General features: G+C 72.6%; 18 protein-coding genes. 6 read left to right on the top strand and 12 right to left on the bottom strand.

The window, feature by feature from the left end:
• Window positions 1-35 precede the first annotated feature (35 nt).
• Window positions 36-959 carry a dihydrodipicolinate synthase family protein gene (locus ACN9MM_RS29520; RefSeq protein ID WP_426366758.1) on the bottom strand — a complete coding sequence of 308 codons (924 nt, stop codon included), beginning with the start codon at window positions 957-959 and terminating at the stop codon, window positions 36-38.
• Window positions 960-1,117: 158 nt separating this feature from the next.
• Between ACN9MM_RS29520 and ACN9MM_RS29515 the strand changes: the two genes are divergently transcribed.
• Window positions 1,118-2,362 carry an SLC13 family permease gene (locus tag ACN9MM_RS29515; protein ID WP_426366757.1) on the top strand — a complete coding sequence of 415 codons (1,245 nt, stop codon included), beginning with the start codon at window positions 1,118-1,120 and terminating at the stop codon, window positions 2,360-2,362.
• A 115-nt stretch (window positions 2,363-2,477) separates the two neighbouring features.
• On the top strand, window positions 2,478-2,933 hold the full coding sequence (locus ACN9MM_RS29510; protein ID WP_426366756.1) for a tellurite resistance TerB family protein: 456 nt from the start codon (window positions 2,478-2,480) through the stop codon (window positions 2,931-2,933).
• A gap of 76 nt (window positions 2,934-3,009) precedes the next feature.
• On the opposite strand, the gene ACN9MM_RS29505 is transcribed toward ACN9MM_RS29510, so the two are convergent.
• Entirely contained in the window at window positions 3,010-4,284 is a 1,275-nt protein-coding gene (locus ACN9MM_RS29505; RefSeq protein WP_426366755.1) for a cation:proton antiporter, read from the bottom strand.
• Window positions 4,285-4,290: 6 nt separating this feature from the next.
• Window positions 4,291-4,761: a cation:proton antiporter regulatory subunit gene (locus tag ACN9MM_RS29500; protein ID WP_382863196.1), complete on the bottom strand. Its 471-nt coding sequence runs from the start codon at window positions 4,759-4,761 to the stop codon at window positions 4,291-4,293.
• Between the two features lie 211 nt (window positions 4,762-4,972).
• Here ACN9MM_RS29500 and ACN9MM_RS29495 point away from each other — a divergent pair, with 211 nt between their 5' ends.
• Together ACN9MM_RS29495 and ACN9MM_RS29490 are read left to right on the top strand one after the other, a co-directional pair.
• Window positions 4,973-5,935: a HAMP domain-containing sensor histidine kinase gene (locus ACN9MM_RS29495; protein ID WP_426366754.1), complete on the top strand. Its 963-nt coding sequence runs from the start codon at window positions 4,973-4,975 to the stop codon at window positions 5,933-5,935.
• Window positions 5,932-6,597 (top strand): response regulator, encoded by a 666-nt coding sequence (locus tag ACN9MM_RS29490; protein ID WP_426366753.1) that lies wholly within the window; start codon window positions 5,932-5,934, stop codon window positions 6,595-6,597. Before ACN9MM_RS29495 ends, ACN9MM_RS29490 begins: the two co-directional genes overlap by 4 nt.
• Window positions 6,598-6,638: 41 nt before the next feature.
• On the opposite strand, the gene ACN9MM_RS29485 is transcribed toward ACN9MM_RS29490, so the two are convergent.
• From ACN9MM_RS29485 to ACN9MM_RS29455, 7 genes are all read right to left on the bottom strand, one after another.
• Complete coding sequence (locus ACN9MM_RS29485) at window positions 6,639-7,361, bottom strand: hypothetical protein (RefSeq protein WP_426366752.1); 723 nt, start codon at window positions 7,359-7,361, stop codon at window positions 6,639-6,641.
• 3 nt (window positions 7,362-7,364) lie between these two features.
• Window positions 7,365-7,991, bottom strand: a complete 627-nt coding sequence (locus ACN9MM_RS29480; RefSeq protein ID WP_426366751.1) for an RNA polymerase sigma factor — start codon at window positions 7,989-7,991, stop codon at window positions 7,365-7,367.
• A gap of 78 nt (window positions 7,992-8,069) precedes the next feature.
• Window positions 8,070-8,540, bottom strand: coding sequence for a hypothetical protein (locus ACN9MM_RS29475; RefSeq protein ID WP_426366750.1), 471 nt, complete (start codon window positions 8,538-8,540; stop codon window positions 8,070-8,072).
• A gap of 120 nt (window positions 8,541-8,660) precedes the next feature.
• Window positions 8,661-11,999: a NaeI family type II restriction endonuclease gene (locus ACN9MM_RS29470; RefSeq protein ID WP_426366749.1), complete on the bottom strand. Its 3,339-nt coding sequence runs from the start codon at window positions 11,997-11,999 to the stop codon at window positions 8,661-8,663.
• Window positions 11,989-13,020, bottom strand: a complete 1,032-nt coding sequence (locus tag ACN9MM_RS29465; RefSeq protein WP_426366748.1) for an AAA family ATPase — start codon at window positions 13,018-13,020, stop codon at window positions 11,989-11,991. The genes ACN9MM_RS29470 and ACN9MM_RS29465 overlap by 11 nt, the downstream gene beginning before the upstream one ends.
• A gap of 28 nt (window positions 13,021-13,048) precedes the next feature.
• Window positions 13,049-14,785 carry a trypsin-like peptidase domain-containing protein gene (locus tag ACN9MM_RS29460; protein ID WP_426366747.1) on the bottom strand — a complete coding sequence of 579 codons (1,737 nt, stop codon included), beginning with the start codon at window positions 14,783-14,785 and terminating at the stop codon, window positions 13,049-13,051.
• Window positions 14,785-15,123, bottom strand: coding sequence for a CU044_2847 family protein (locus ACN9MM_RS29455; RefSeq protein WP_426366746.1), 339 nt, complete (start codon window positions 15,121-15,123; stop codon window positions 14,785-14,787). The genes ACN9MM_RS29460 and ACN9MM_RS29455 overlap by 1 nt, the downstream gene beginning before the upstream one ends.
• 85 nt (window positions 15,124-15,208) lie before the next feature.
• Between ACN9MM_RS29455 and ACN9MM_RS29450 the strand changes: the two genes are divergently transcribed.
• Window positions 15,209-15,838, top strand: a complete 630-nt coding sequence (locus ACN9MM_RS29450) for a hypothetical protein (protein WP_426366745.1) — start codon at window positions 15,209-15,211, stop codon at window positions 15,836-15,838.
• A gap of 43 nt (window positions 15,839-15,881) precedes the next feature.
• On the opposite strand, the gene ACN9MM_RS29445 is transcribed toward ACN9MM_RS29450, so the two are convergent.
• Both ACN9MM_RS29445 and ACN9MM_RS29440 read right to left on the bottom strand, forming a co-directional pair.
• The gene (locus ACN9MM_RS29445; protein WP_426366744.1) at window positions 15,882-17,798 is read right to left on the bottom strand and encodes an ABC transporter ATP-binding protein; all 1,917 of its coding nucleotides are present in this window, start codon (window positions 17,796-17,798) and stop codon (window positions 15,882-15,884) included.
• A complete protein-coding gene (locus ACN9MM_RS29440; protein ID WP_426366743.1) occupies window positions 17,795-19,588 on the bottom strand; it encodes an ABC transporter ATP-binding protein in 1,794 nt (597 codons plus the stop codon). Before ACN9MM_RS29440 ends, ACN9MM_RS29445 begins: the two co-directional genes overlap by 4 nt.
• Window positions 19,589-19,891: 303 nt before the next feature.
• On the opposite strand from ACN9MM_RS29440, the gene ACN9MM_RS29435 reads away from it, so the two are divergent.
• Window positions 19,892-20,731 (top strand): NAD(P)H-binding protein, encoded by an 840-nt coding sequence (locus ACN9MM_RS29435; RefSeq protein WP_426366742.1) that lies wholly within the window; start codon window positions 19,892-19,894, stop codon window positions 20,729-20,731.
• The last annotated feature ends 51 nt before the right edge of the window (window positions 20,732-20,782 follow it).

The following is a 20,782-nucleotide window of genomic DNA, read 5'->3' as shown; positions in this document are numbered from 1 at the left end:
GGGGCCCCTTCTGAGGAGTGAGTGGGTGACGGGCTCTACGCGAGGCCCTCGGCGAGGACCTTCTCCGTGGCGGCGCGCACGACGGCCTCCTGCTCGGGCGTCAGCGGGAGGCGGGGCTGCCGGGTGGCGCCCCCGGTGTGACCGGCGAGGTCCATGGAGAGCTTGATCGCCTGGACGAACTCGATCCTGGAGTCCCAGCGGAAGAGCGGGTGCAGCGAGCGGTAGAGCGGCAGCGCGACGGCGAGGTCGCCTGCGACGGCGGCCCGGTAGAGGGTGGCGCACGCGCGCGGGAGGGCGTTCGGGAAGCCGGCGATCCAGCCGACCGCGCCTGCGACGGCGAGTTCGAGGAGGACGTCGTCGGCGCCGACGAGCAGGTCGAGGCCGGGGGCGAGCTCGGCGAGCTCGTAGGAGCGGCGGACGTCGCCGCTGAACTCCTTGACGGCGACGATGCTGCCGTCGGCGTACAGCCGGGCGAGGAGGCCGGGGGTGAGGTCGACCTTGGTGTCGAAGGGGTTGTTGTAGGCGACGACGGGCAGCCCTGCCCGGGCGACCTCGGCATAGTGGGCGCGCACGGACCGCTCGTCGGCCCGGTAGGCGTTGGGCGGCAGCAGCAGGACCGATCCCGCGCCCGCCTCGGCGGCCTGCTCGGCCCAGCGGCGGGCCTCGGCGCTGCCGTACGCGGAGACGCCCGGCATGACCCTGGCCCCGTCCCCGGCCGCTTCGACGGCGGTGCGGACGACCTGGGCGCGCTCGGCGTCGGTGAGGGTCTGGTACTCGCCGAGGGAGCCGTTCGGGACGACGCCGTCGCAGCCGTCGGTGATCAGCCGGGCCACGTGCCGCGCGTAGGCGTCGTGGTCGACGGTGCCGTCCTCGCGGAAGGGGAGGGCGGTGGCGACCATGATCCCGTGCCAGGGGTGGGCGCGGGGCGCGGGGAGCGCGGGGATGTGCGCGTGGACCATGAAGGACTCCCTTGTGTGATGTGTGACATTTTATTGATGGGGGCGAGGTTCACAAGAGTCCCGCACGCGCTCAGTTCTGACGCCCGGTCAGCCCGCCCGTACGGGCACGGCCCGACCCCGGGGAAGATCGGCCCCCACCGTCCCGGATGATCGAACGCATGCTCGCCCCCTCCGTCTCCCTGCTCGCCCTGGTCGTGGTCCTCGCAGGCGCCGTCGCCCGCCCGTTCCGCCTGCCCGAGGCGGCCTTCGCCGTCCCCGCCGCCGGCGCCGTCCTGGCGGTGGGCGCGGTCACGCCCCAGGCGGTGCGCGAGGAGGCCGAGCGCCTCGGACCGGTGATCGGCTTCCTCGCCGCGGTCCTCGTCCTCGCCAAGCTCTGCGACGACGAGGGGCTCTTCCACGCCTGCGGCACCTGGATGGCCCGGTGGGCCCGCCGCCGTCCCACGCGGCTGCTCGGCGCCGTCTTCGGACTGGCCTCGCTGATCACCGCCGTCCTGAGCCTGGACGCGACGGTCGTCCTGCTGACCCCGGTCGTCTTCGCGACCGCCGCCCGGATGGGAGCCCGGCCCGCACCGCACGCGTACGCGAGCGCGCACCTGTCCAACACGGCCTCGCTGCTCCTGCCCGTCTCGAACCTCACCAACCTGCTCGCGTTCACCGCCACCGGGCTCGGTTTCACCCGGTTCGCGCTCCTGATGCTGCTCCCCTGGCTCGTCGCCGTCGCGGTGGAGTACGGGGTCTTCCGCCGCTTCTTCGCCCGCGACCTCGCCGCCCCGGCCGACCCCGTCGAGCCGCCGGAACCCGTCGACCTCCCGCTGTTCGCCCTGTGCACGGTGGCCGCGACGCTCGTCGGCTTCGGCCTCGCCTCGGCGACCGGCCTCGACCCGGCCTGGGCGGCCGCCGCGGGCGCGACGGCCCTCGCCGTGCGCGCCCTGGCCCGCCGCCGCACCGCTCCGCGCGCGCTCGTCCGCTCGGCGGCGCTGCCGTTCCTCGCGTTCGTCCTGGCCCTGGGCGTGGTCGTGCGCGCCGTCGTCGACCAGGGGCTCGGCGGGGCGCTCGCCCACGTCCTCCCCGACGGCACCTCGCTCCCGGCACTGCTCGGCACCGCAGCGCTCGCCGCCGTCCTGGCCAACCTGATCAACAACCTGCCCGCGACCCTGGCGCTGCTGCCGCCGGCGTCGGCCTCGGGACCGGGCGCGGTGCTCGCGGTGCTGCTCGGGGTGAACATCGGCCCCAACCTCACGTACGCCGGCTCGCTCGCCACCCTGCTCTGGCGCCGCATCGCGCGCGACCACGACCACCCCGTCGCCCTCGGCGAGTTCACCCGTCTCGGGCTGCTCACGGTCCCGGCCGCGCTCGTGGCCTCGACGGTGGCGCTGTGGGCCTCGCTCCAGCTGCTGGGGTGACCCGAAGCGACATCTCCCGTACACCGGGAACCCCTGGCGCCACTGCTACGTTCTACAAGTCCGTAGAAGTATCCGCCCGGGCAGCCGGTCGGAACGAGCGACGTCTGGAGCACTCATGGCCCTGTGGGACCGCATCAAGGAATCCGCATCGACGATGCAGACCCAGCTGGTGGCGAAGAAGAACGACCTGAAGAGCGGTGCCTTCCGCGACGCCAGCATGGCCATGTGCGCGCTGGTCGCCGCCGCCGACGGCACGATCGACCCCGCCGAGCGCCGCCGGGTCGCCCAGCTCATCGCGACCAACGAGGTGCTGCAGAACTTCGACGCGGTCGACCTCCAGCGCCGCTTCGACGCCAACCTGGACAAGCTCACCGCCGACTTCGACTTCGGCAAGGTGAGCGTGTTCCAGGAGATCGCCAAGGCGAAGAAGAAGCCGGCCGAGGCGCGCGCCGTCATCCAGATCGGCATCGTCATCGGCGGCGCCGACGGCGACTTCGACAAGACCGAGCAGGCCGTGGTCCGCGAGGCGTGCTTCACCCTCGACCTGCCGCCCCACGAGTTCGACCTCTAGCCGGTACGCGGACCCCGTCGGTACGGGCGCCCGGACGGACCCTGGCCGGTACGGGCGCCCGGACGGACCCTGGCCCCTAGTCGGTACGCGACCGCTCGCCCCGGGAGGCCAGATCGTCGTACTGAGCTGGCGGGGCGGACGGCGCGGGCCGTACGGCCGGAGGAGCCTCCGCGCCGCCCCGCTCCCCTCCCCCGCGCCGCCGGCGGGTCACCGCCGCGGCGACCGGTTCGGTGAATCGGGCCGTGAGGGGACCGACGACGACGAGGATGAGCACGTACGCGGTGGCGAAGGGGCCCATCTGGGGCTGCACCCCGGCGGTCACGGCGAGCCCGGCGATGACGATGGAGAACTCGCCGCGCGCCACCAGCGTGCCGCCCGCCCGCCACCGCCCCTTGACGCCGATCCCGGCGCGGCGCGCCGCCCAGTACCCGGTGGCGATCTTGGTCAGCGCGGTGACGACGGCCAGGGCGAGCGCCGGAAGGATGACCGGCGGAATGCTGGCCGGGTCGGTGTGCAGCCCGAAGAAGACGAAGAAGACCGCGGCGAACAGGTCGCGGAGCGGGCTCAGCAGCGCGTGGGCGCCCTCCGCGACCTCGCCGGAGAGCGCGATGCCGACGAGGAACGCCCCGACGGCCGCGGACACCTGGAGCTGCTGGGCGACACCCGCGACCAGCAGGGTCAGGCCGAGGACCACGAGGAGCAGCTTCTCCGGGTCGTCGCTGGAGACGAAGCGGGAGATGAGTCGGCCGTAGCGGACGGCGACGAACAGCACCGCACCGGCCACGCCCAGCGCGATCGCGAGCGTCGCGCTGCCCGCGGCGAGGCCCACACCGGCCAGGAGGGCCGTGATGATGGGCAGGTAGACGGCCATGGCCAGGTCTTCGAGGACCAGGATGCTCAGGATGACCGGGGTCTCCCGGTTGCCCAGCCGGCCGAGGTCGCCGAGGACCTTGGCGATGACGCCGGACGAGGAGATCCAGGTGACGCCGGCCAGGACGACGGCGGCGACCGGCCCCCAGCCGAGCAGCAGCGCGGCGGCCGCCCCGGGCAGGGCGTTGAGCGCGAAGTCGACGAGCCCGGCGGGGTACTGGGTCTTGAGGTTGGAGACGAGATCGCTCGCGGTGTACTCCAGGCCGAGCATGAGCAGCAGGAGTATCACCCCGATCTCGGCGCCGATGGCGACGAACTCCTCGCTCGCGCCGAGCGGCAGCAGGCCGCCCTTGCCGAAGGCGAGCCCGGCGAGGAGGTAGAGCGGGATCGGGGAGAACCGGAAGCGGCCGGCGAACCGCCCGAGCAGACCGAGACCGAGGATGATGGCGCCGAATTCGATCAGGAAGACCGCGGAGTGCACGCCCCCTCACTCCTGACCGAGGATCGCGGCGGCCGCGTCGACGCCCTCGCGGGTGCCGATGACGATGAGCGTGTCACCGCCGGCCAGCCGGAAGGCGGGCGTCGGGGACGGTATCGCCCCGGAGCGGCGCAGTACGGCGACGACGGACGCACCGGCCTCGGTGCGCATCCGCGTCTCGCCGAGCACGCGGCCGTTCCAGTACGAGTGGGCGGAGAGTTCGATGCGCTCGGCGACCAGGCCCAGGTCCGTGGTGTGCAGGACGTTCGGGCTGTGGTGGGCGGGCATCAGCGCGTCGATCAGCGAGGCGGTCTCCGTCTCGGTGAGGTGCAGGGACTGGGCGCAGGCGTCGGGGTCGTCGGCCCGGTAGACGTTCACGGTGCGGGTCCCGTCGCGGTGGGCGATGACCGAGAGGTGACGGTGCTCCCGCGTGGTGAAGTCGTACTGGACGCCGATGCCGGGCAGGGGTGTCGTTCTCATCCGCGGAGCAGGCACAGCCCGTCCCTCCCTGAGTGTCGTGGTGGGTGGTTTCGGGGCATCGTGTCATCCGTCCGGAGCCTCGGAACATGGGTGTCGGCACGGATGGACAGGACCCTGGCACACTGGTCAGGATGGGGCGGGGACATGGGTCCCGCCGCAGGTCAGAGGGCATGTGCCGGGTGACGGAAGAGAGCTGGAGGAGAGGAGCATCGTGTCGCTGTACCGACGTCTCTTCCTGCTCAACGCCTCGGTCCTGGTGGTCGCCGTGCTGCTGCTGTTCGGGCCCGTCACGGTCTCCACGCCCGTACTCCTCGGCGAGGCGGTCGTCCTCCTGGCCGGCCTGCTCGTCCTGCTCGTCGCCAACGCCGTCCTCCTCCGCGTCGGCCTGGGCCCGCTCCAGCGCCTGACCCGCGCGATGCGTACGGCGGACCTGCTGCGGCCGGGCCGGCGCGCGGCGGTGACGGGACACGGCGAGATCGCCGACCTGACCCGTACGTTCAACACGATGCTGGACCGTCTGGAGGCCGAGCGGACCACGAGCACCGCGCGCGTGCTGTCCGCGCAGGAGGCGGAGCGGCGGCGGATCGCGCAGGAGCTGCACGACGAGGTCGGCCAGACGCTCACCGCCGTACTCCTCCAGCTGAAGCACGCCGCCGACCACGCCCCCGCCGCACTGCGGCCGGAGCTCCGCCAGGCGCAGGAGACCACCCGGGCCGGCCTGGACGAGATCCGCCGCATCGCACGCCGGCTGCGGCCGGGCGTCCTGGAGGAGCTGGGCCTGCACAGCGCGCTCAGGTCCCTGGCCTCCGAGTTCTCGACGGGCGGGCTGACCGTGCGGCCCCGCATCGACGCGGGCCTGCCGAAGCTCGCCCCCGAGACGGAACTCGTGCTCTACCGGGTCGCCCAGGAGGGCCTGACGAACACGGCCCGCCACGCGGACGCGACCCGGGTCGAGCTGCGGCTGCGGGCCCTGCCGGACGGCGGGGTGGGCCTGCTCGTACGGGACGACGGCCGCGGCATCGGCACGGCACCCGAGGGCGCGGGCCTCACGGGGATGCGGGAGCGCGCGCTGCTGATCGGCGCGGAACTGACCGTCGGCGACGGCGCGGACGGCGGGACCGAGGTCCGCCTCGACACCACGGGCGGCGGCCCGAGCACGAGGACTTCGGCATGACGGCCCCGGATCCTGCCCCGACGCGCATCCTGCTGGCCGACGACCACGCGCTGGTGCGCGGCGGGGTGCGCCTCATCCTCGACGCGGAACCGGATCTCACCGTGGTCGCCGAGGCGGCGGACGGGGCGGAGGCCGTGGCCCTCGCCCGCTCCATGGACATCGACCTGGCCGTCCTCGACATCTCCATGCCGCTGCGCACCGGCCTCCAGGCGGCCCGCGAACTCAGCCGCCTGCGGCCCGGGCTGAGGATCCTGATCCTCACGATGTACGACAACGAGCAGTACTTCTTCGAGGCGCTGAAGGCGGGGGCGAGCGGCTACGTCCTGAAGTCCGTGGCCGACCGGGACCTGGTGGAGGCGTGCCGGGCGGCCGTACGGGACGAGCCGTTCATCTGCCCGGGGGCCGAGAAGGCCCTGATCCGCACGTACCTCGACCGGGCGGAACAGGGCAGGCCGCTGCCGGACAGGGCCGTGACGGAACGCGAGGAGGAGATCCTCAAGCTCGTCGCCGAGGGGCACAGCTCCAAGGAGATCGGCGACCTCCTGGTCATCAGCCCGAAGACGGTCGAACGCCACCGGGCGAACCTCCTCCAGAAGCTCGGCATGCGCGACCGTCTGGAGCTCACGCGCTACGCGATCCGCGTGGGACTGATCGAACCGTAGGACGGTGTCGAACCGTAGGACGTTATCGAACCGCGGGACGGTCAGGGCCTGCCGCCGCGCGACCGCTCGGATCCACGGCCGGGCTGGGCGGAGGGATCTCCCGATCCCCCGCCCTGGTCGGTACGGGGCTGCGCCGAGGGGTCGGGGAGGGGGTCGGTCCTGCAGTACTCGGGTACGAGCTCCTCACCACCGGCGGCGGCCACGAGGCGCTGCCAGGCGGCGGACTTCGACGCCTGGCCCTCGTTCTTCTTCTCGAAGGCACGGCACAGCGCCTCGCGGCTCTTGCCGGGGAGGTCCACGGGGTCCTTCTCCGGGCGCAGGGGCGCGGTCGTACCGGGAGCGGCGGACCGCGAGGCACTCGCGCTCGTCGCCCCGCCGGACGTGGCACCGGCCTTCGGGGGCGTGGGGGCCGGGTCGGGCGCGGAGCGGGTGGGGCGGGGTCCGGGGGGCGGGGCGGGAGTGCCGGGGAAGGGGTCGGGGAGGCCGCCGGTGGCGACGGCGACACCGCCGAGCGTCACGCTCGCGACCAGCGCGGCCAGGGCGGCCTTCAGGGAACGCCGGGAGCGCCGGGGCGCGGCGACCGGGGTCCAGTCGTCGAGGTCGCGGGTGGGCAGGGAGGCGTGGAGCCCTTCGTCCCGGGCGGCGCGGAAGGCGACGAGGGCGGCCGTCTCCCCCGGGGTGGCGGCGCCGCTCCCGGCCCGCTCCGCGCCCAGAGCCGCTCGCAAGAGCTCCCCCGCCTCGCTGTCCCTCAGTTCGTCAGGCATCCGTCACCTCCCTCTCCCCGTGAGTTGTTTCGCAAGTCGGTTCAATCCCCTATGTGCGGCGGACCGTACCGCACCGGGACGCTTGCCCAGCACTCGGGCGGCCGAGGGCCCGTCGAGACCGACGACGACCCGGAGCAGTACGGCCTCGGCCTGGTCCCGCGGGAGGCCCGCGATGAGGGCGAGCGCCCGCTCCGTCGACAGCGCGTCCAGGGCCTCGCCGGCGGCGTCCCCGGCGGCCGGGAGCTCCGACAGGTCCTGCTCGAAGCGGCTGGGGCGGGGCCGGGATCGTACGCGGCGCAGATGGTCGAGGGCCCGGTGGCGGGCGATGGTGGCGGTCCAGGCGCGGAAGCCCGCGCCGTCACCGCGGAACCGGCCGAGATCCCGGGCCGTCTCCAGCCAGGCGTCGGAGGCGACGTCCTCGGCGTCCTCGCCGACGATGCCCCGCAGGTAGCCGAGCAGGCCGGGATGAACGATCCGGTAGACCTCGGAGAAGGCCTCCTCGTCCCCCCGCCGGGCCCGCTCGACGGCCGCTCCGAGCCGGGCGTCCCGGGCGTCCCGGGCGGTCCCGGACTCCTCGGGCGACTCGGGGTCGTGCGGGGTGGCGGACGCGTACCCCGTTTCCTCGCCCACCCGACCTCTTCACACCCCGTACACCCACGAACTCCGGCCCTCACGGAACAACCGGAGGACGCCCATCCTGTCAGACCGTCAACAGGCCTTTCCCGACACACTGTCCGGGAAGAGGGGCAGGCCACGGCGCGAGCGGGCGGACCGCCGCCCGTGCAGGGTGAGGAAGTAGAGGTGCAGCGATTCCTTCGGCCCGATCTCGAAACGGTTCACGGTCCGGCCGAGCGGGTTCCACACACGCCCGTCCGGCATCCGTACCGCGACGGGGTGCTCGAAGACGGAGCGCAGCAGATGCCCCTCCGGCAGATCCACCCACACGGCCCCGGCCTCCCGCACCAGCACCTCCCCCACATAGGCCCCGAGCCCGAGCAGCGCCCCCGCCACGCTCTCCCGCCCGGCACCGCCCTGCCGCAACCCGTCGACGATCCGGTCGACGACCCGCAGGCTCCCCACGGAGTAGTCCAGGGGCAACCGCACCCCCACCCGCCCCACGAACTCCGCGGCACACTCCTCCATACCGGCCGCACACAACGCCAGGCTCTCGCAGTCCACTGAAGCCCACCCTTCCCCATAGAGGCGACGGAACCCGCCGGGTGACCCAGCGCATCGCCTCCGGGAAACATCACGGGGCACGCACGTGACGCTGGTCACAGGGGCTTCTCCGTGCGCCCGTCAGGACCTGACGGGGAGGTGTGGCGCCGTGACCACAGGGTCCTCGGGGTGTGCCACCGACCACGACGCGCCGTCGAGCTCCGCGACGGGCCGCCCACTGCCGGGAACCGCCCTCGCCAGCCGGGCGCTGACGAACTCCCCGTCCCGAGGGACGGGGAGTCCGAGTCGACGGGCGATGTCCTGGTCGGACCGGTGGGCGCCGAGGATGACGATCCCTTCGCTCCTGAGCGTGGAGCGGGACCCACCGTTCCCGCGGACCCGCTTCATGTAGTCCTTCTGCTGTGCGACGGTGCGGACCGTGCTCCGCCCGATCCGGCGTCGTTGCACCCGCCGGAACAGCTCGTCGAGGCGACGCTGCCCGGACGCGTGCGCGAGGATGGCGTCGCGGTCCTCGGCGGGAAGGTGCAGCAGGGTGTTCTCCGGGAGGGCCGCGTCCCGCCAGAGCCAGACGATCTCGTCGCGGTGGTCGGCCCTGACCGTGGCCTTCCCGTCCCGGTTGGAGCCGACGGTGAGCCGTTCCCTCGCCGCGCGCACCAGTCCGACGCTCCAGCGGCTCTGGGCGTCGTCCGCCCACACGAGGAGGCACAGGTGGCCCTCGGCCTCGGGCGGGATCATCCAGCCGCCGAACCGCTGGGAGTACTTGCAGTCCACCTCCACCCCCGCGATCCAGTAGTCCATCGCGGCTCCGTCCGAGAACCCGAACTCGCGCTGGACGGCGATCTCCACCAGGGTCCCGAGGTGCGCCCGCTCCGTCCTCAGGAGCTGCGCCCAGTCGAAGCGGCCGGTCCGCTCCCCGTCGAGGGCGGTGTCGATGGTGTCCCGCAGGACCCGCGCCATGCGGCTGCCGTCCGGATCCAGGGCCAGCACGGCGCTGAAGACCGCGGCCAGTTCCGGGTCGTCGTCCGTGGGGACGCTGGCGCTCATGAGCCTCGCCATCACCGCCCGCGCATCCGTGGGCCGGTCCTCGGGCCGGGTGGCGAGCAGATCGGTGACGAGTACGTCGAACTCGGACGGGAAGACGGAACGGAGCTCCGGCACAGGGTGCGGCCCTCCGTGCGTCCACGCGTCGCGCACGGCACGGGGGTCCGGGGCGGGAGCGGACCCGGTGGCCATCGCGTAGAACAGGCAGCCGAGCGCGTACAGGTCGCCGCGGTGATCGACCTGCCCGCCGAAGAACTGCTCGGGCGATCGGTACGCGGGCGGCGAACCGGCCGGATCGACCGTCCACCGCCCGTACTCGTCACCGCCGCCGGGTGGCAGGCCATGGAAGCCCAGACCGGGATCGGTGACGACCACTCGGCCGTCGCGGCGCCTCACCAGGGTCGCCGCGTCGAGATCCAGATGCGGCAGTCCGTTCCGGTGCAGGGTGTCGAGCGTCCCGATGATCTGTCCGCCGATCGCCCGGACCGACTCCCAGGGCAGGGGCCCGTCGGCGGGGTCGAACAGGTCCTCGAAGGGCTCTCCGTCGACGGGGTCCGTCACCGCGTACGGACGATCCTCCTGGAACCCGAAACCGGTGACGCGTGCCAGTCCTTGGACGTCGATCGCCGCCAGCCGCTCCGCGTCGGCGAGAAAGGCGCGCCGTCCGGTGCCGTCCGCGACCGGCACGTGGAAGAGCTTGAGCGTCACCTCCCGGTCCCGCACTTCGTCCGTGGCCCGCCAGAGATCGGAGGTCGGTCCGGCGTGGCGTCGCTCGACGAGCCGGTAGCGGCCGTCGACGAGGGAACCGGGACCGCCGGCGACCGTGTCCGCCCCGTCCTCGTCCCGGTCCGGGTTCCCGCCCAGCCTCCGTACCGTCTCCGCGGTCACCACCGCCACGGGCTCCCCTTCCGGGCGCCCCTTCGCTCCCTCGCCGCCTTCGCCCGGTGTCACGACCGGGAACTCCCCAGGTGCCGCCGCGGCGTACTGCTGGATGACGGCGCCGATCCGCGCCGCGGTCGAGCGGGGCAGGGCACGCGACAACACCTCACGCACGCCCGGGCGGAAGGCGTAGTGGCCCGAGGAGGCCGCCTTTCCGGGAGCCGTCGTGAGCAGGCCGCTGAGGACGACCTCGGCCAGATGCTGCGGCTCCGGCCGCGCCTCCGTGACGGCCTGGACCAACCGCATCACGGGAAGGCTCGGTTCGCCCGCTGCCAGGTGGGCCGCGAGACGAAGGGCCTGCGGGGAGGCGTGGGCGCGGAAGCCGAGGACGAGCTCCTCGGGGGAGAGCGACGCGGCCGCGACCCCGCCGTGTTCGAGCGGGGTCGACGAAGGGGCGGCGGGCAGCATCGCGGCCACCCCCGGCACCTCCGTCCCCGTGCTCCCCGCCACGAGCTCCGCCCAGTGCGTGAACCAGCGGGCGGAGGGTTCGAGGAGCGGCAGCGGCAGCCCCGCGTGTTCCTCCGGGGGCGGCTCGTACGGGGTGAACCGGAGAGCCGAGTTGGCGGCGGCCGGTCCCGTCGCCCTCAGCAGCCCCGCCGCACCGGGGAGCGCGGTGCGGCGCCAGAGCCGCTCCGGGAGCGGCTGGACGACGGCCACCGGCATCGTGCGCGCCCAGCGGCCCAGCACTCCGTACCAGCGTCTGGTCGCCTCATGGCCCGCGTACCAGTGGGGGCCGCTGCAGTCGCTGAGGACGAGCGCCGCGGCGCGGCCGTCGCGCGGCGGCAGGCTGGCCGGCCGGCCGCCGGGGGACTGCCGGAGTCGGCCGTCCTCGGTGAGGGCGAGCAGCCTGATCCCGCGGAACGCGCCCGTCTGCCCGAAGACGCGGTGGAGTTCCCGCCACAACGGGCGCCAGACGGGCATCGTCGGCCCCGCGTCGTACACGAGGTAGAGGGTCAGCCAGCGCTCGGGCTTCGCCCGGAGTACGGGCAGCCAGGTGCCCGGCAGGGCGCCCTGGCGGGCGATGCGGTAGGCCGTGCTCCGCTCGTCCAGCTCCTTGTTCAGGCGCGAAGGCACCTGCCGCCGGAGCGGCCGCAGGGCACGCTGGAGCGGGAGCGGATGCGCCAGCATGGGCGGCAAGGGCGCCAGGAGCGACCTGTGCCGTCCCTCGTCCTCGCCCTCCTCCGGCGGGTCGTCGTCGGCCCGTCGCGACAGCTGGGCCCCGCGGCCCGCCGACGCCGGCAACGGCTCCGGGGGCACGGCGGGTTCTGCCGGCCCGTCCGACGCGGAGGCCGGTGCGTCCGGCGCCGGCTCCTCCGGGCCTGGCTGAGCGGCCTGCGCGGGCGCGCCGCTGTGGCTCGCCAGCCAGATCAGCTCGGCGAGCTCCGTCGCGGTGGCACCGTGCCCCCCGGCCCGGTGCAGGACGTCGAGGAGACGTCTCAGTTCGGACGGGGACGACGGCCGGCCCGGATCAGAAATCATGGAACTCCGCGGCCGGGCCGAGATGGGTCATGAGGGAGGCGGCCAGCGCCTCGCGGGACTCGGCGGTCAGGCCGGGCACCCTCGACAGGTAGATGGCGTTGAGGAGCTGGTCGGTGGCCAGTTCCCCCGTGCTGCGGCGCTCCAGGAACGTTGCGATCAGCTGCGTCGTCTCCCCGTCGAGGTCGCCCAGGTGTGCCCGCACGATCGCCTCCAGGTGGTGCGGATCGGGCCGGCTGAGGTGCAGGGGAACACACCGGCGCAGGAAGGCGGGGGGAAACTCCCGCTCGCCGTTGCTGGTGAGCACGATGAACGGGAACGCGCGGCAGCGCACGAGACCCCGGTCGACCGTCACACGGCCCCCGCCCCCCGCGGCCATCAGCCGTGCCGTGGGCGTGTGTTCCGCGGCGCGGACCAGCTCGGGGATCTCGTACTGTCCCTCCTCCAGCACGTTGAGCAGGTCGTTCGGCAGGTCGAGGTCACTCTTGTCGATCTCGTCGATGAGCAGGACGCGGGGCCGCTCGTACGGGAGCAGCGCCGTCCCCAGCGGGCCGAGCCTCAGATGGTCCTCGATGGCGTCGCCCGTGGGGTTCGCGTCGCCGGGCTCCTCCGGCGCCGTTCGCCCCGTCCCCCTGCTCGCGGCGTAGAGGCGGGCCATCGGGTCGTACTGGTAGAGGCCGTCCTGGAGGGTGCTGCGGCTGGTGATGTTCCAGCGCAGTACGGGCCCCAGCTTCAGCTCCCGCGCCACGGCGTAGGGCAACGACGACTTGCCGCTGCCGGGCGGGCCGGTGACGAGCAGTGGCCTGCGCAGGACCAGGGCCGCGTTCACCAGGTCGACGCTTTCCCGGGTCGCCCGGTAGGTGCCCGCCCGGTGCTTCCGGTCGCGCGACACGGAATCGTCCTCCTGCGACGGGGAGGCCAGGGCCGGCCCGCCGTCGAAGGCCCGCCAGGGAGGAGGGTCGGGCAGGCGGGACACACCGTCGTGTGGCTCGTCCGTGCCGGTGTACACAGGCCACAGGGACATGAGAGTTCTCCAGATCGTACGACTTCACTCAGAAGATCGGGGACTGTGCATAGACGGTCGCCTCCGGGAAGCACCGGGGATCCTCCCAGACGAGGATCAGACCGGCGGCCCAGTGCTTCTCGGCCAGGAACGCCTCCCGCCGCAAGGTGTGCACACGGCGCGGGAGCTCGGCCAGGGGCACGGACGCGAGCTGCTCCTCCAGGGCGTCGAGGAAGCGGGCTCCGGTGCAGGAGTGCCCGTCCTTCGCCGGCTCGTCGTGCCGGCCGGAGCAGCCGGCCCGCGACCAGACGACGACGGGTGCCGCCGCGTTCAGACCCGCCTGCAACAGGCCGCGCGACCGCTCGGTGGAGAGGGGCGACCCGTACCCCACGGCCGTGGCCTCGAGCCACTGGAGCCGGACGGTGAGCTTGGCGGGATCCTGGGCGCTGTCGCACTCGACCCGCTGCCAGGCCCCTTCCCGGCGGCGGTCGAGGGCCTGCCAGGCCTTCCGGAGCCTGAACTGGAGCCTGGGCTCGCGCCGTCGGCTCAGATCCATCACCACCACCGGCGACGAGCACCCCAGCGGAGCCGCGTCGTCCGCGCTGGTGCGCCACTCGTCGACGGGTTCGCCGAGCCAGTCCCCGGGCAGCGCGAACGCGATGAGCTCGTCACCGCCTTCACGATCGATGTGCTCGAAGGCGTGGCCGAGGTGCTCCGTCACGTACTCCTGCACACGTCGCCCGGCGAGGGTGCTGCCGGCCACGAGCCGCGCCCTCCCGTCACGGACGGCATGGACCGAGACGAGGTACATGTCGCGGTCGGAGCCGCTGCGTTCGATCTCGACGAGGATGGGGGACCACGTCACCGGGCCCGGCCTCAGCGGCTCCCGGGGGGCGGTCCGCACCCCGTGGTCCGCGGCCCAGGCGAGCAGGGCCCGCCGGACGGCCGGGTCCTGGGAACGGTCGCCGAGGTACACGGCGAAGTCCGCCCACGGCGCGCTTCCCGGTGCGGGCTCGACCTCCGTCAGCAGGAACCAGGCCACGTCCCACAAGGAGAGGAAGCCACCGGCGGGCGGAGGCGGCGGCAGCGGGGCCAGCGGCTCCATGACGCTCAGGTACGCGGCTTCCGGGGCACACTCGACCGCGCACCGCAGGACGAGATCGCGCAGCGCGGCCACGGAGCCCGGTCGGTGGTCGGGCACGGGCACCAGATCGGCCGCGTCGGGCCAGCGCCGGACGAGCGCCCGGGCGGGGAGCATGCGTCCGCCGCCGCCCTCCGGGTACCGGGCGGTCACCATGCCCACGACCTCGCCCGTGTCCTCCCGGACGACGGCCGCTCCGCTGAACCCCTCTTCCAGTGGCGCTCCGTGGCCCGTCCACGCCTCCAGCTGAAGCCACTCCCCCGCGATCAGCTGGTCGCTGGTGCTGCGGAACTCGCCGAGGATCCCCTCGTCGTATCCGCGGGGAAAGCCGTACGCGGTCAGCCTGGCCGACTGATGCACGAACGGCGTGTGCACGGCGGCGAACCGGGCCGGCTTCACCCCCACCGGTCGTTCGAGCGCGAGCACCGCGACGTCGCCCCGGCCGTCGCCGTCGTGGCACCACTCGCCCACGGTGACCACGGTCGCGCGGAGCGGGCCGAGGTCCGGGTGCTGGGCGAACGTCACCTCGACGTCATCCGCGCCGTCCACGACGTGCGCGCAGGTCATCACATGACGCTCGGTCACCAGGAACCCGGAACCGACACCGGCGGCGGAGACCCGCACCTGCCAGGACTGGGAGCTCATCAGCCCGCCGGGGTCGCCCCAGCGGCCGGCGTCCAGCTCAGCTTCACCACGAGGTGCCCCTCCATGGACGTCTTGGCGATCACCGCTCCCGCCTCGGCGGTGAGCTTCACGCCGAACTCGATCTCGACGGTGTCGGGCTTGAGCTGGCCGTCGCGGAAGACGCGCAGTGCCGACTCGGCCGCGGTGTGAATGCTCTCCAACGCGCCGTTGAAGGTCTGTCCCGCCTGCCGCAGGACGCCGTCCCCTCGGGAGACCGGCCGGGCGCCACGGCTCTCCTCCGCGACGGCGACCACGACGGAAGCTCCGCCGTCCGTCTTGAACTCGACAAGTTCGTCCATGGGTCCCCCCGGGCCGTGCTGTGATATTGCAGCATCATCCTAAGACCCCTGCCCGCCGGCACCGGCCGGAGGACCGGAGGACCACATGCACTCCCCTCTCGACCCGCTGACCGTCTCGCGCCGCAGCGGGGGCGAACCGATCGAGGCCGACGGCGAACGCGTGGCCGGGCTGGCCGACTTCTGGAGCTGGGCGTGTTCGGACCTGGCGAGCAACACCATGCGCGGCATCCTTGCCGAGTACCTCGTGGCCACGGCGCTGGGCGCGGCCACCGGCACCCGCACCGAGTGGGACGCCGTCGACGTCCGCACGCCCGAGGGCTGGCACATCGAGGTGAAGTCGACGGCCTACCTGCAGTCGTGGGCCCAGTCCCGGCCGTCGAGGGCCACGTTCGGCATCGCACCGGCCGCCGCGTGGGACGCCCGCACGGGCACCTCGTCACCGGAGGCACTGCGCTCCTCCGACGTCTACGTCTTCTGCCTCCTGCACCACCGGGACAAGCGGACGCTCAACCCCCTGGACCTGGACCAGTGGACCTTCTACGTCCTGGCCACCGCGGTCCTCGACGAACGCTGCCCGGCGCAGAAGTCCCTCTCCCTCGCCGGGCTCCTGCGCCTGGCCCCCACGCAGACCGACTTCGCCGGACTGCGGACCGCGGTCGCGGCCTGCGCCGGGGGTGGAACCCCGACGCTCGACGGGACGCCAGGCCCGGCGTGACGCGCGAGCCCGCTCCACAGAGGGAGCGGGCTCGCGGGGTTCCTCAGTGGGCCTCGGCGGCCTGGCTGGTCCAGGTGGCGTACATCCGGGTGTACGTGCCGTCGGCGGCGAGGAGCTGGTCGTGCGCACCGACCTCGACGATCCGGCCCTCGTCGACGACGACGATGCGGTCGGCCTTCATCGCGGTGGAGAGCCGGTGCGCGATCAGGATCGCGGTGCGGCCCTCCAGCAGCACGTCCAGCGCCTGCTCGATCTTGCTCTCGGACTGGAGGTCCAGGTTGGACGTGGCCTCGTCCAGGACCAGCACCCGGGGCTGGGCCAGGAAGGCCCGGGCCAGGGCGACGAGTTGCCGTTCGCCGGAGGAGAGGGACTGGCCCCGCTCCTGGACGACGGTGTCGAGGCCGTCGGGCAGCCGCTCGACCACGTCGACCAGGCCGACCACCCGCAGCGCCTCCCGGACCCGGTCCTCCGAGGTGTCCGGGGCGGCGAAGCAGATGTTGTCCCGGAGCGGCCCGGCGAACAGGAAGGGTTCCTGCGGCACGACGCCGATCTGCCGGCGGAGGGATTCCAGCCGCACGTCCCGGAGGTCGCGCCCGTCGATGAGGATCCGGCCGGACGTCGGGTCGTAGAACCGGTTGACCAGTTTGGCGAGGGTGGACTTGCCGGCACCGGTGGGCCCGACGAACGCCACGGTCTCACCGGCCCGGATGTCCAGCGACACCTCGGAGATCACCGGCCGGTCGGGAACGTAGCCGAAGGTGACGTCCTCGAAGACGATCTCGCCCTCGACCTTCGGCAGGTCGACCGCTCCGGGGGCCTCCTCGACCTCCGTCCGCGTGCCGAGGAGCTCCCTGAGCTTCACGATCGACGACTGGCCCTGCTGGTACGTGTTGTAGAGCTGCACCAGTTGCTGGATGGGCTGGAAGAAGGCGCCCAGGGAGAGCAGGAACGCCACCAGCTCGCCGATGGTCAGCTCCCCGTCGGCGACCATGCCGGCGCCGATGGCCAGCAGCGCGAGCTGTCCCGCGACGCCGATGACCTGGGTGCTCGGTGTGTAGATCGAGTTGATCCGTCCGGTGCGGACATTGGCGTCGTAGTACCTGCCGACGACCTGTCGGTGGCGCTCGGTGTTGTGCCGCTGCCGGTTGTGCGCCGTGACGATGCGCACGCCCTGCAGGCTCTCGGAGAGATCGGCGATGACGTCGGCGATGGTGTCCCGCACCCGCACGTAGCCCTTGCCGGACGCCCGGTGGAACCACACGGACAGCGCGGTCAGGACGGGCACGACCAGCACGACGGTGATCAGCGCCAGCCGGACGTCGAAGGTGAACAGCACGACCGTGACGACGACCATGGTCAGGCCCTGGACGGCGAACTGTGCCAGTCCGTCCTGCAGCAACGCCTGGAGGTTCTCGATGTCGCTGGTCATCCGGGTCATGATCACGCCGGACTTCTCGCCCGTGTAGAAGTTCAGCGACAGCCGCTGCAACTGGGTGAAGACCCGTACCCGCAGGTCGTTCATCACCCACGCGGCGATCCGTCCGGTCACCTTGACCCGCGCGGCCTGCGCGACACCGGTGAGCACCAGACTGAGCAGGTACGCGACCGCGACCAGCACCAGCGTGCCGAAGTCCTTCGCCGTGATGCCGTCGTCGATGCCGATCTGGGTGAGCTTCGGACCGGCCTGCAGCGTCAGCGCCTCCAGGGCCACGAACACGCCGGCCACCAGCACGATCGGCCAGTACGGGCGGATCAGCCGCCGCAGGCTGAGCTCGGCGCCGTCGGGATCGGGCCGGCCGTGGTCGAACACGACCTCGGGCTCGGGGTGTTCCGGCTCGGCCTTCAGCAAGGTGTCGACGCTCGCCTGCATCTCCGGCGGCACACCGGCGAAGGGCAGACCCGGCGCGGTGGCCCTGCCGCCTCCGTTGAACGCGGCGCCACCTCCCGTGGGAGTCGTCATCGGCCCACCCTCCCCAGTTCCTCGATGCTCTCGTCCGCCTGCGCCAGCACTTCCGCGTACAGCGGCGTGCTCGCGAGCAGCCCCTTGTGCGTGCCGTCCGCGACGATCCGCCCGCCGTCCAGCAGCACCACGCGGTCGGCCAGGCTGATCGTGGACAGCCGGTGCGCGACGATCAGCGTCGTCCGGCCGGCGAACAGGGTCCGCAGCCCGGCGTGGATCTCCTGCTCCACCTGGACGTCGATGGCGCTGGTGGCGTCGTCGAGCACCAGTACCGGCGGATTCACCAGCAGCGTCCGGGCGATCGCGATGCGCTGCCGCTGCCCGCCGGACAGCGTGTAGCCGCGTTCGCCGATGACGGTGTCGTAGCCCTCGGACAGTTCGGTGATGAACGCGTGGGCCCCGGCCAGCCGGGCCACCCGCTCGATGTCGGTGATGTCCGCGTCCGGCCGCCCGTAGGCGATGTTGTCACGGACCGACGCCGAGAACAGGAAGGGCTCGTCGAGCACGACGCCGACGGCGTCCCGCAGGCTGCGCAGGGTCAGGCCCCTCACATCGTGCCCGTCCACGCTGACGGAGCCGGAGCGCACGTCGTAGAAGCGCGGCAGCAGCCGGGCCGCGGTGGACTTCCCACTGCCGGTGCGGCCGACCAGCGCCACGGTCTCGCCGGCACGGAGGCTCAGCGAGAACCCCTTGAGCACGTCGGGGCCGTCGCCGTAGCCGAAGGTGACGTCGTCGAACCGGACGTCGCCGCGCGGCTCGGTGATCCCCCGCGCGTCGGGGGCGTCCGCGATCTCCGGCTCCTCGTCCAGCACCTCGTACAGCCGCTTGGCCGCGGCCGAGGACCGCTGCCCCAGCATGATCAGGTTGCCGATCACCTGGAACGGCACCTGGAGCATCAGGAGATAGGCGTTGAAGGCCAGGATCGCGCCGACGCCCAGCTCGCCGTGGATGACCAGGTAGCCGCCGTACAGCAGCACGATCGCCATGCCGACGCGGGGCAGGTTCTGCACCAGGGGGGTCCACCGCGCGCGCAGATCGGCGTCCTTCACGTTCGCCCAGACGACGCTCTTCGCGGCCTTCTGGAGCGAGGAGAGCTGGCTGCGCTCGGCCGCGAACGACTTGACCACGCGCACGCCGTTGACGTTCTCGTCCACCACGGTCGCGACTTCGGCCAGCCGGGCCTGGATCAGCCAGGACACCGGGAACAGGGACCGCTGCATGCGCCGGCTGGCCACGAACATCAGCGGCATCGGCAGCATGGCCAGGACGGCCAGCGGCACGTCGATCGCCAGCATGTACGCGAACGACACCAGGGAGATGCCGGACTGCACCAGCAGGTACGGCGCGAACCCCAGGTACATCTGCACCGCGCGGATGTCGGAGTTGGCGCGGGAGATGAGCTGCCCGCTCTGCATCCGGTCGTAGAACGGGAACGACAGCGCTGTCAGGTGCTCGTACACGATCGTGCGCAGGTCGTACTCGATCCTGGCGGCGGCGCGGAACAGCAGCTGTTTGGACAGGTAGCCGACGACCAGCATGACCACCGTCATCCCGACCAGCCACCACATGTAGTGCAACAGCGGCACCTTGTCCGACACGATCGAGTTGTCCACCGCGTCCTGGATCAGCCTCGGCACCTGTACGGCCACCAGCATGCTGGCCCCGGACATCACCAGGGCCGTGCCGAACATCCACCGGTGTGCCCGGACCAGCGGCCACGCACGCCGTAACCAGGACCTGCTCGGGTCGGGGTCGATCGCCGCACTGGGCGGCGGATACGTCTTGCTCACCTGATTTCCCCTCTGTGCACGCCCTCGCGGGCGACCCACTCGGCCTGCTCGGGGCAGCGTCAACTGCACGTGGAACAGGGCGTGTTCGACGGTCCACGTGTGGGTCCCACACATGCAGGATAGCAAAAGAAGGTACGGCGTACGCAGTTTGTTTTTTCCGGTGAACCGTGCGAGCCTCGGTCGCCGGGCGGAGGCCGACGAGCGGGCCCCGAGGTGCCGGAACGCGCCCTTCTGGCCGCCCGCAGACCTGAACCGGTCGGTGATTGCTCCACCCGCACCATCAACCACGCGGAGGTCGGATCATTGGTTACCGTTGTCTTCGGCGCACGTGGGAACGTCGGCCGCAATGTCGCCGCCGGCCTGCTGGCAGCCGGCGAGAAGGTCAGAGGCACCAGCAGGAGCCCGGAAGCGGGCGGCTTCCCGCCCACCCTGGAGGTCGTCAAGGCCGACCTGGAGCTCCCCGAGACCCTGCCGACGGTGCTGGCCGGTGCCGACAAGGTGTTCCTGTACGCCAAACCGGAGCAGATCGAGGCCTTCGTGACGGCGGCGCGTTCCGCCGGCGTCCGGCAGGTGGTCCTGCTGTCGTCGGTGTCGGTCGTGATGGCCACCTCCGAACAGAACCCGATAGCCCGGATGCACCGGACGGTCGAGCAGGCCATCGAACGGTCGGGGCTGGACTGGACGTTCATCAGGCCGGGCATGTTCGCCACCAACGCCCGCTGGTGGTGGGGGGACTCGATCCGCACGGAGGGCGTCGTGCGCCTTCCGTACCCGGAAGCGCAGAACGCCCCCGTCCATGAGAAGGACATGGCCGCGCTCGCCGTGACCGCACTGACCGAACCGGGCCACTCCCACCAGGCGTACACCGTCCACGGGGCCCAGTCGCTGACGCTGCGGCGCCAGGTGGAGCACATCGGTGAGGCCCTGGGGCGCCCGATCCGGGTGGAGACGGTCTCCGTCGAGCAGGCGCGGGAGGAATTCGCCGAGAAGGCGCCGTCGAACGTGGCCGAAGCGCTTCTGCGCATGTGGGCCGCCTCCGACGGCGTTCCGGCCCCCGTCTCGGTGATCGTCGACAGGATCACCGGCAGGCCCGCGCACACGTTCGCGCAGTGGGCCGTCGACCACGCCGACGACTTCCGCTGAGCCGTCCTCCCCGGCCGACCGCCGTACGGCCGTCGGCCGGGGAGGAGCGGA

This window comes from Streptomyces sp. E-08, from assembly GCF_049913095.1.
GTDB lineage: Bacteria > Actinomycetota > Actinomycetes > Streptomycetales > Streptomycetaceae > Streptomyces.
This window is presented reverse-complemented; position numbering and strand designations above follow the sequence as displayed.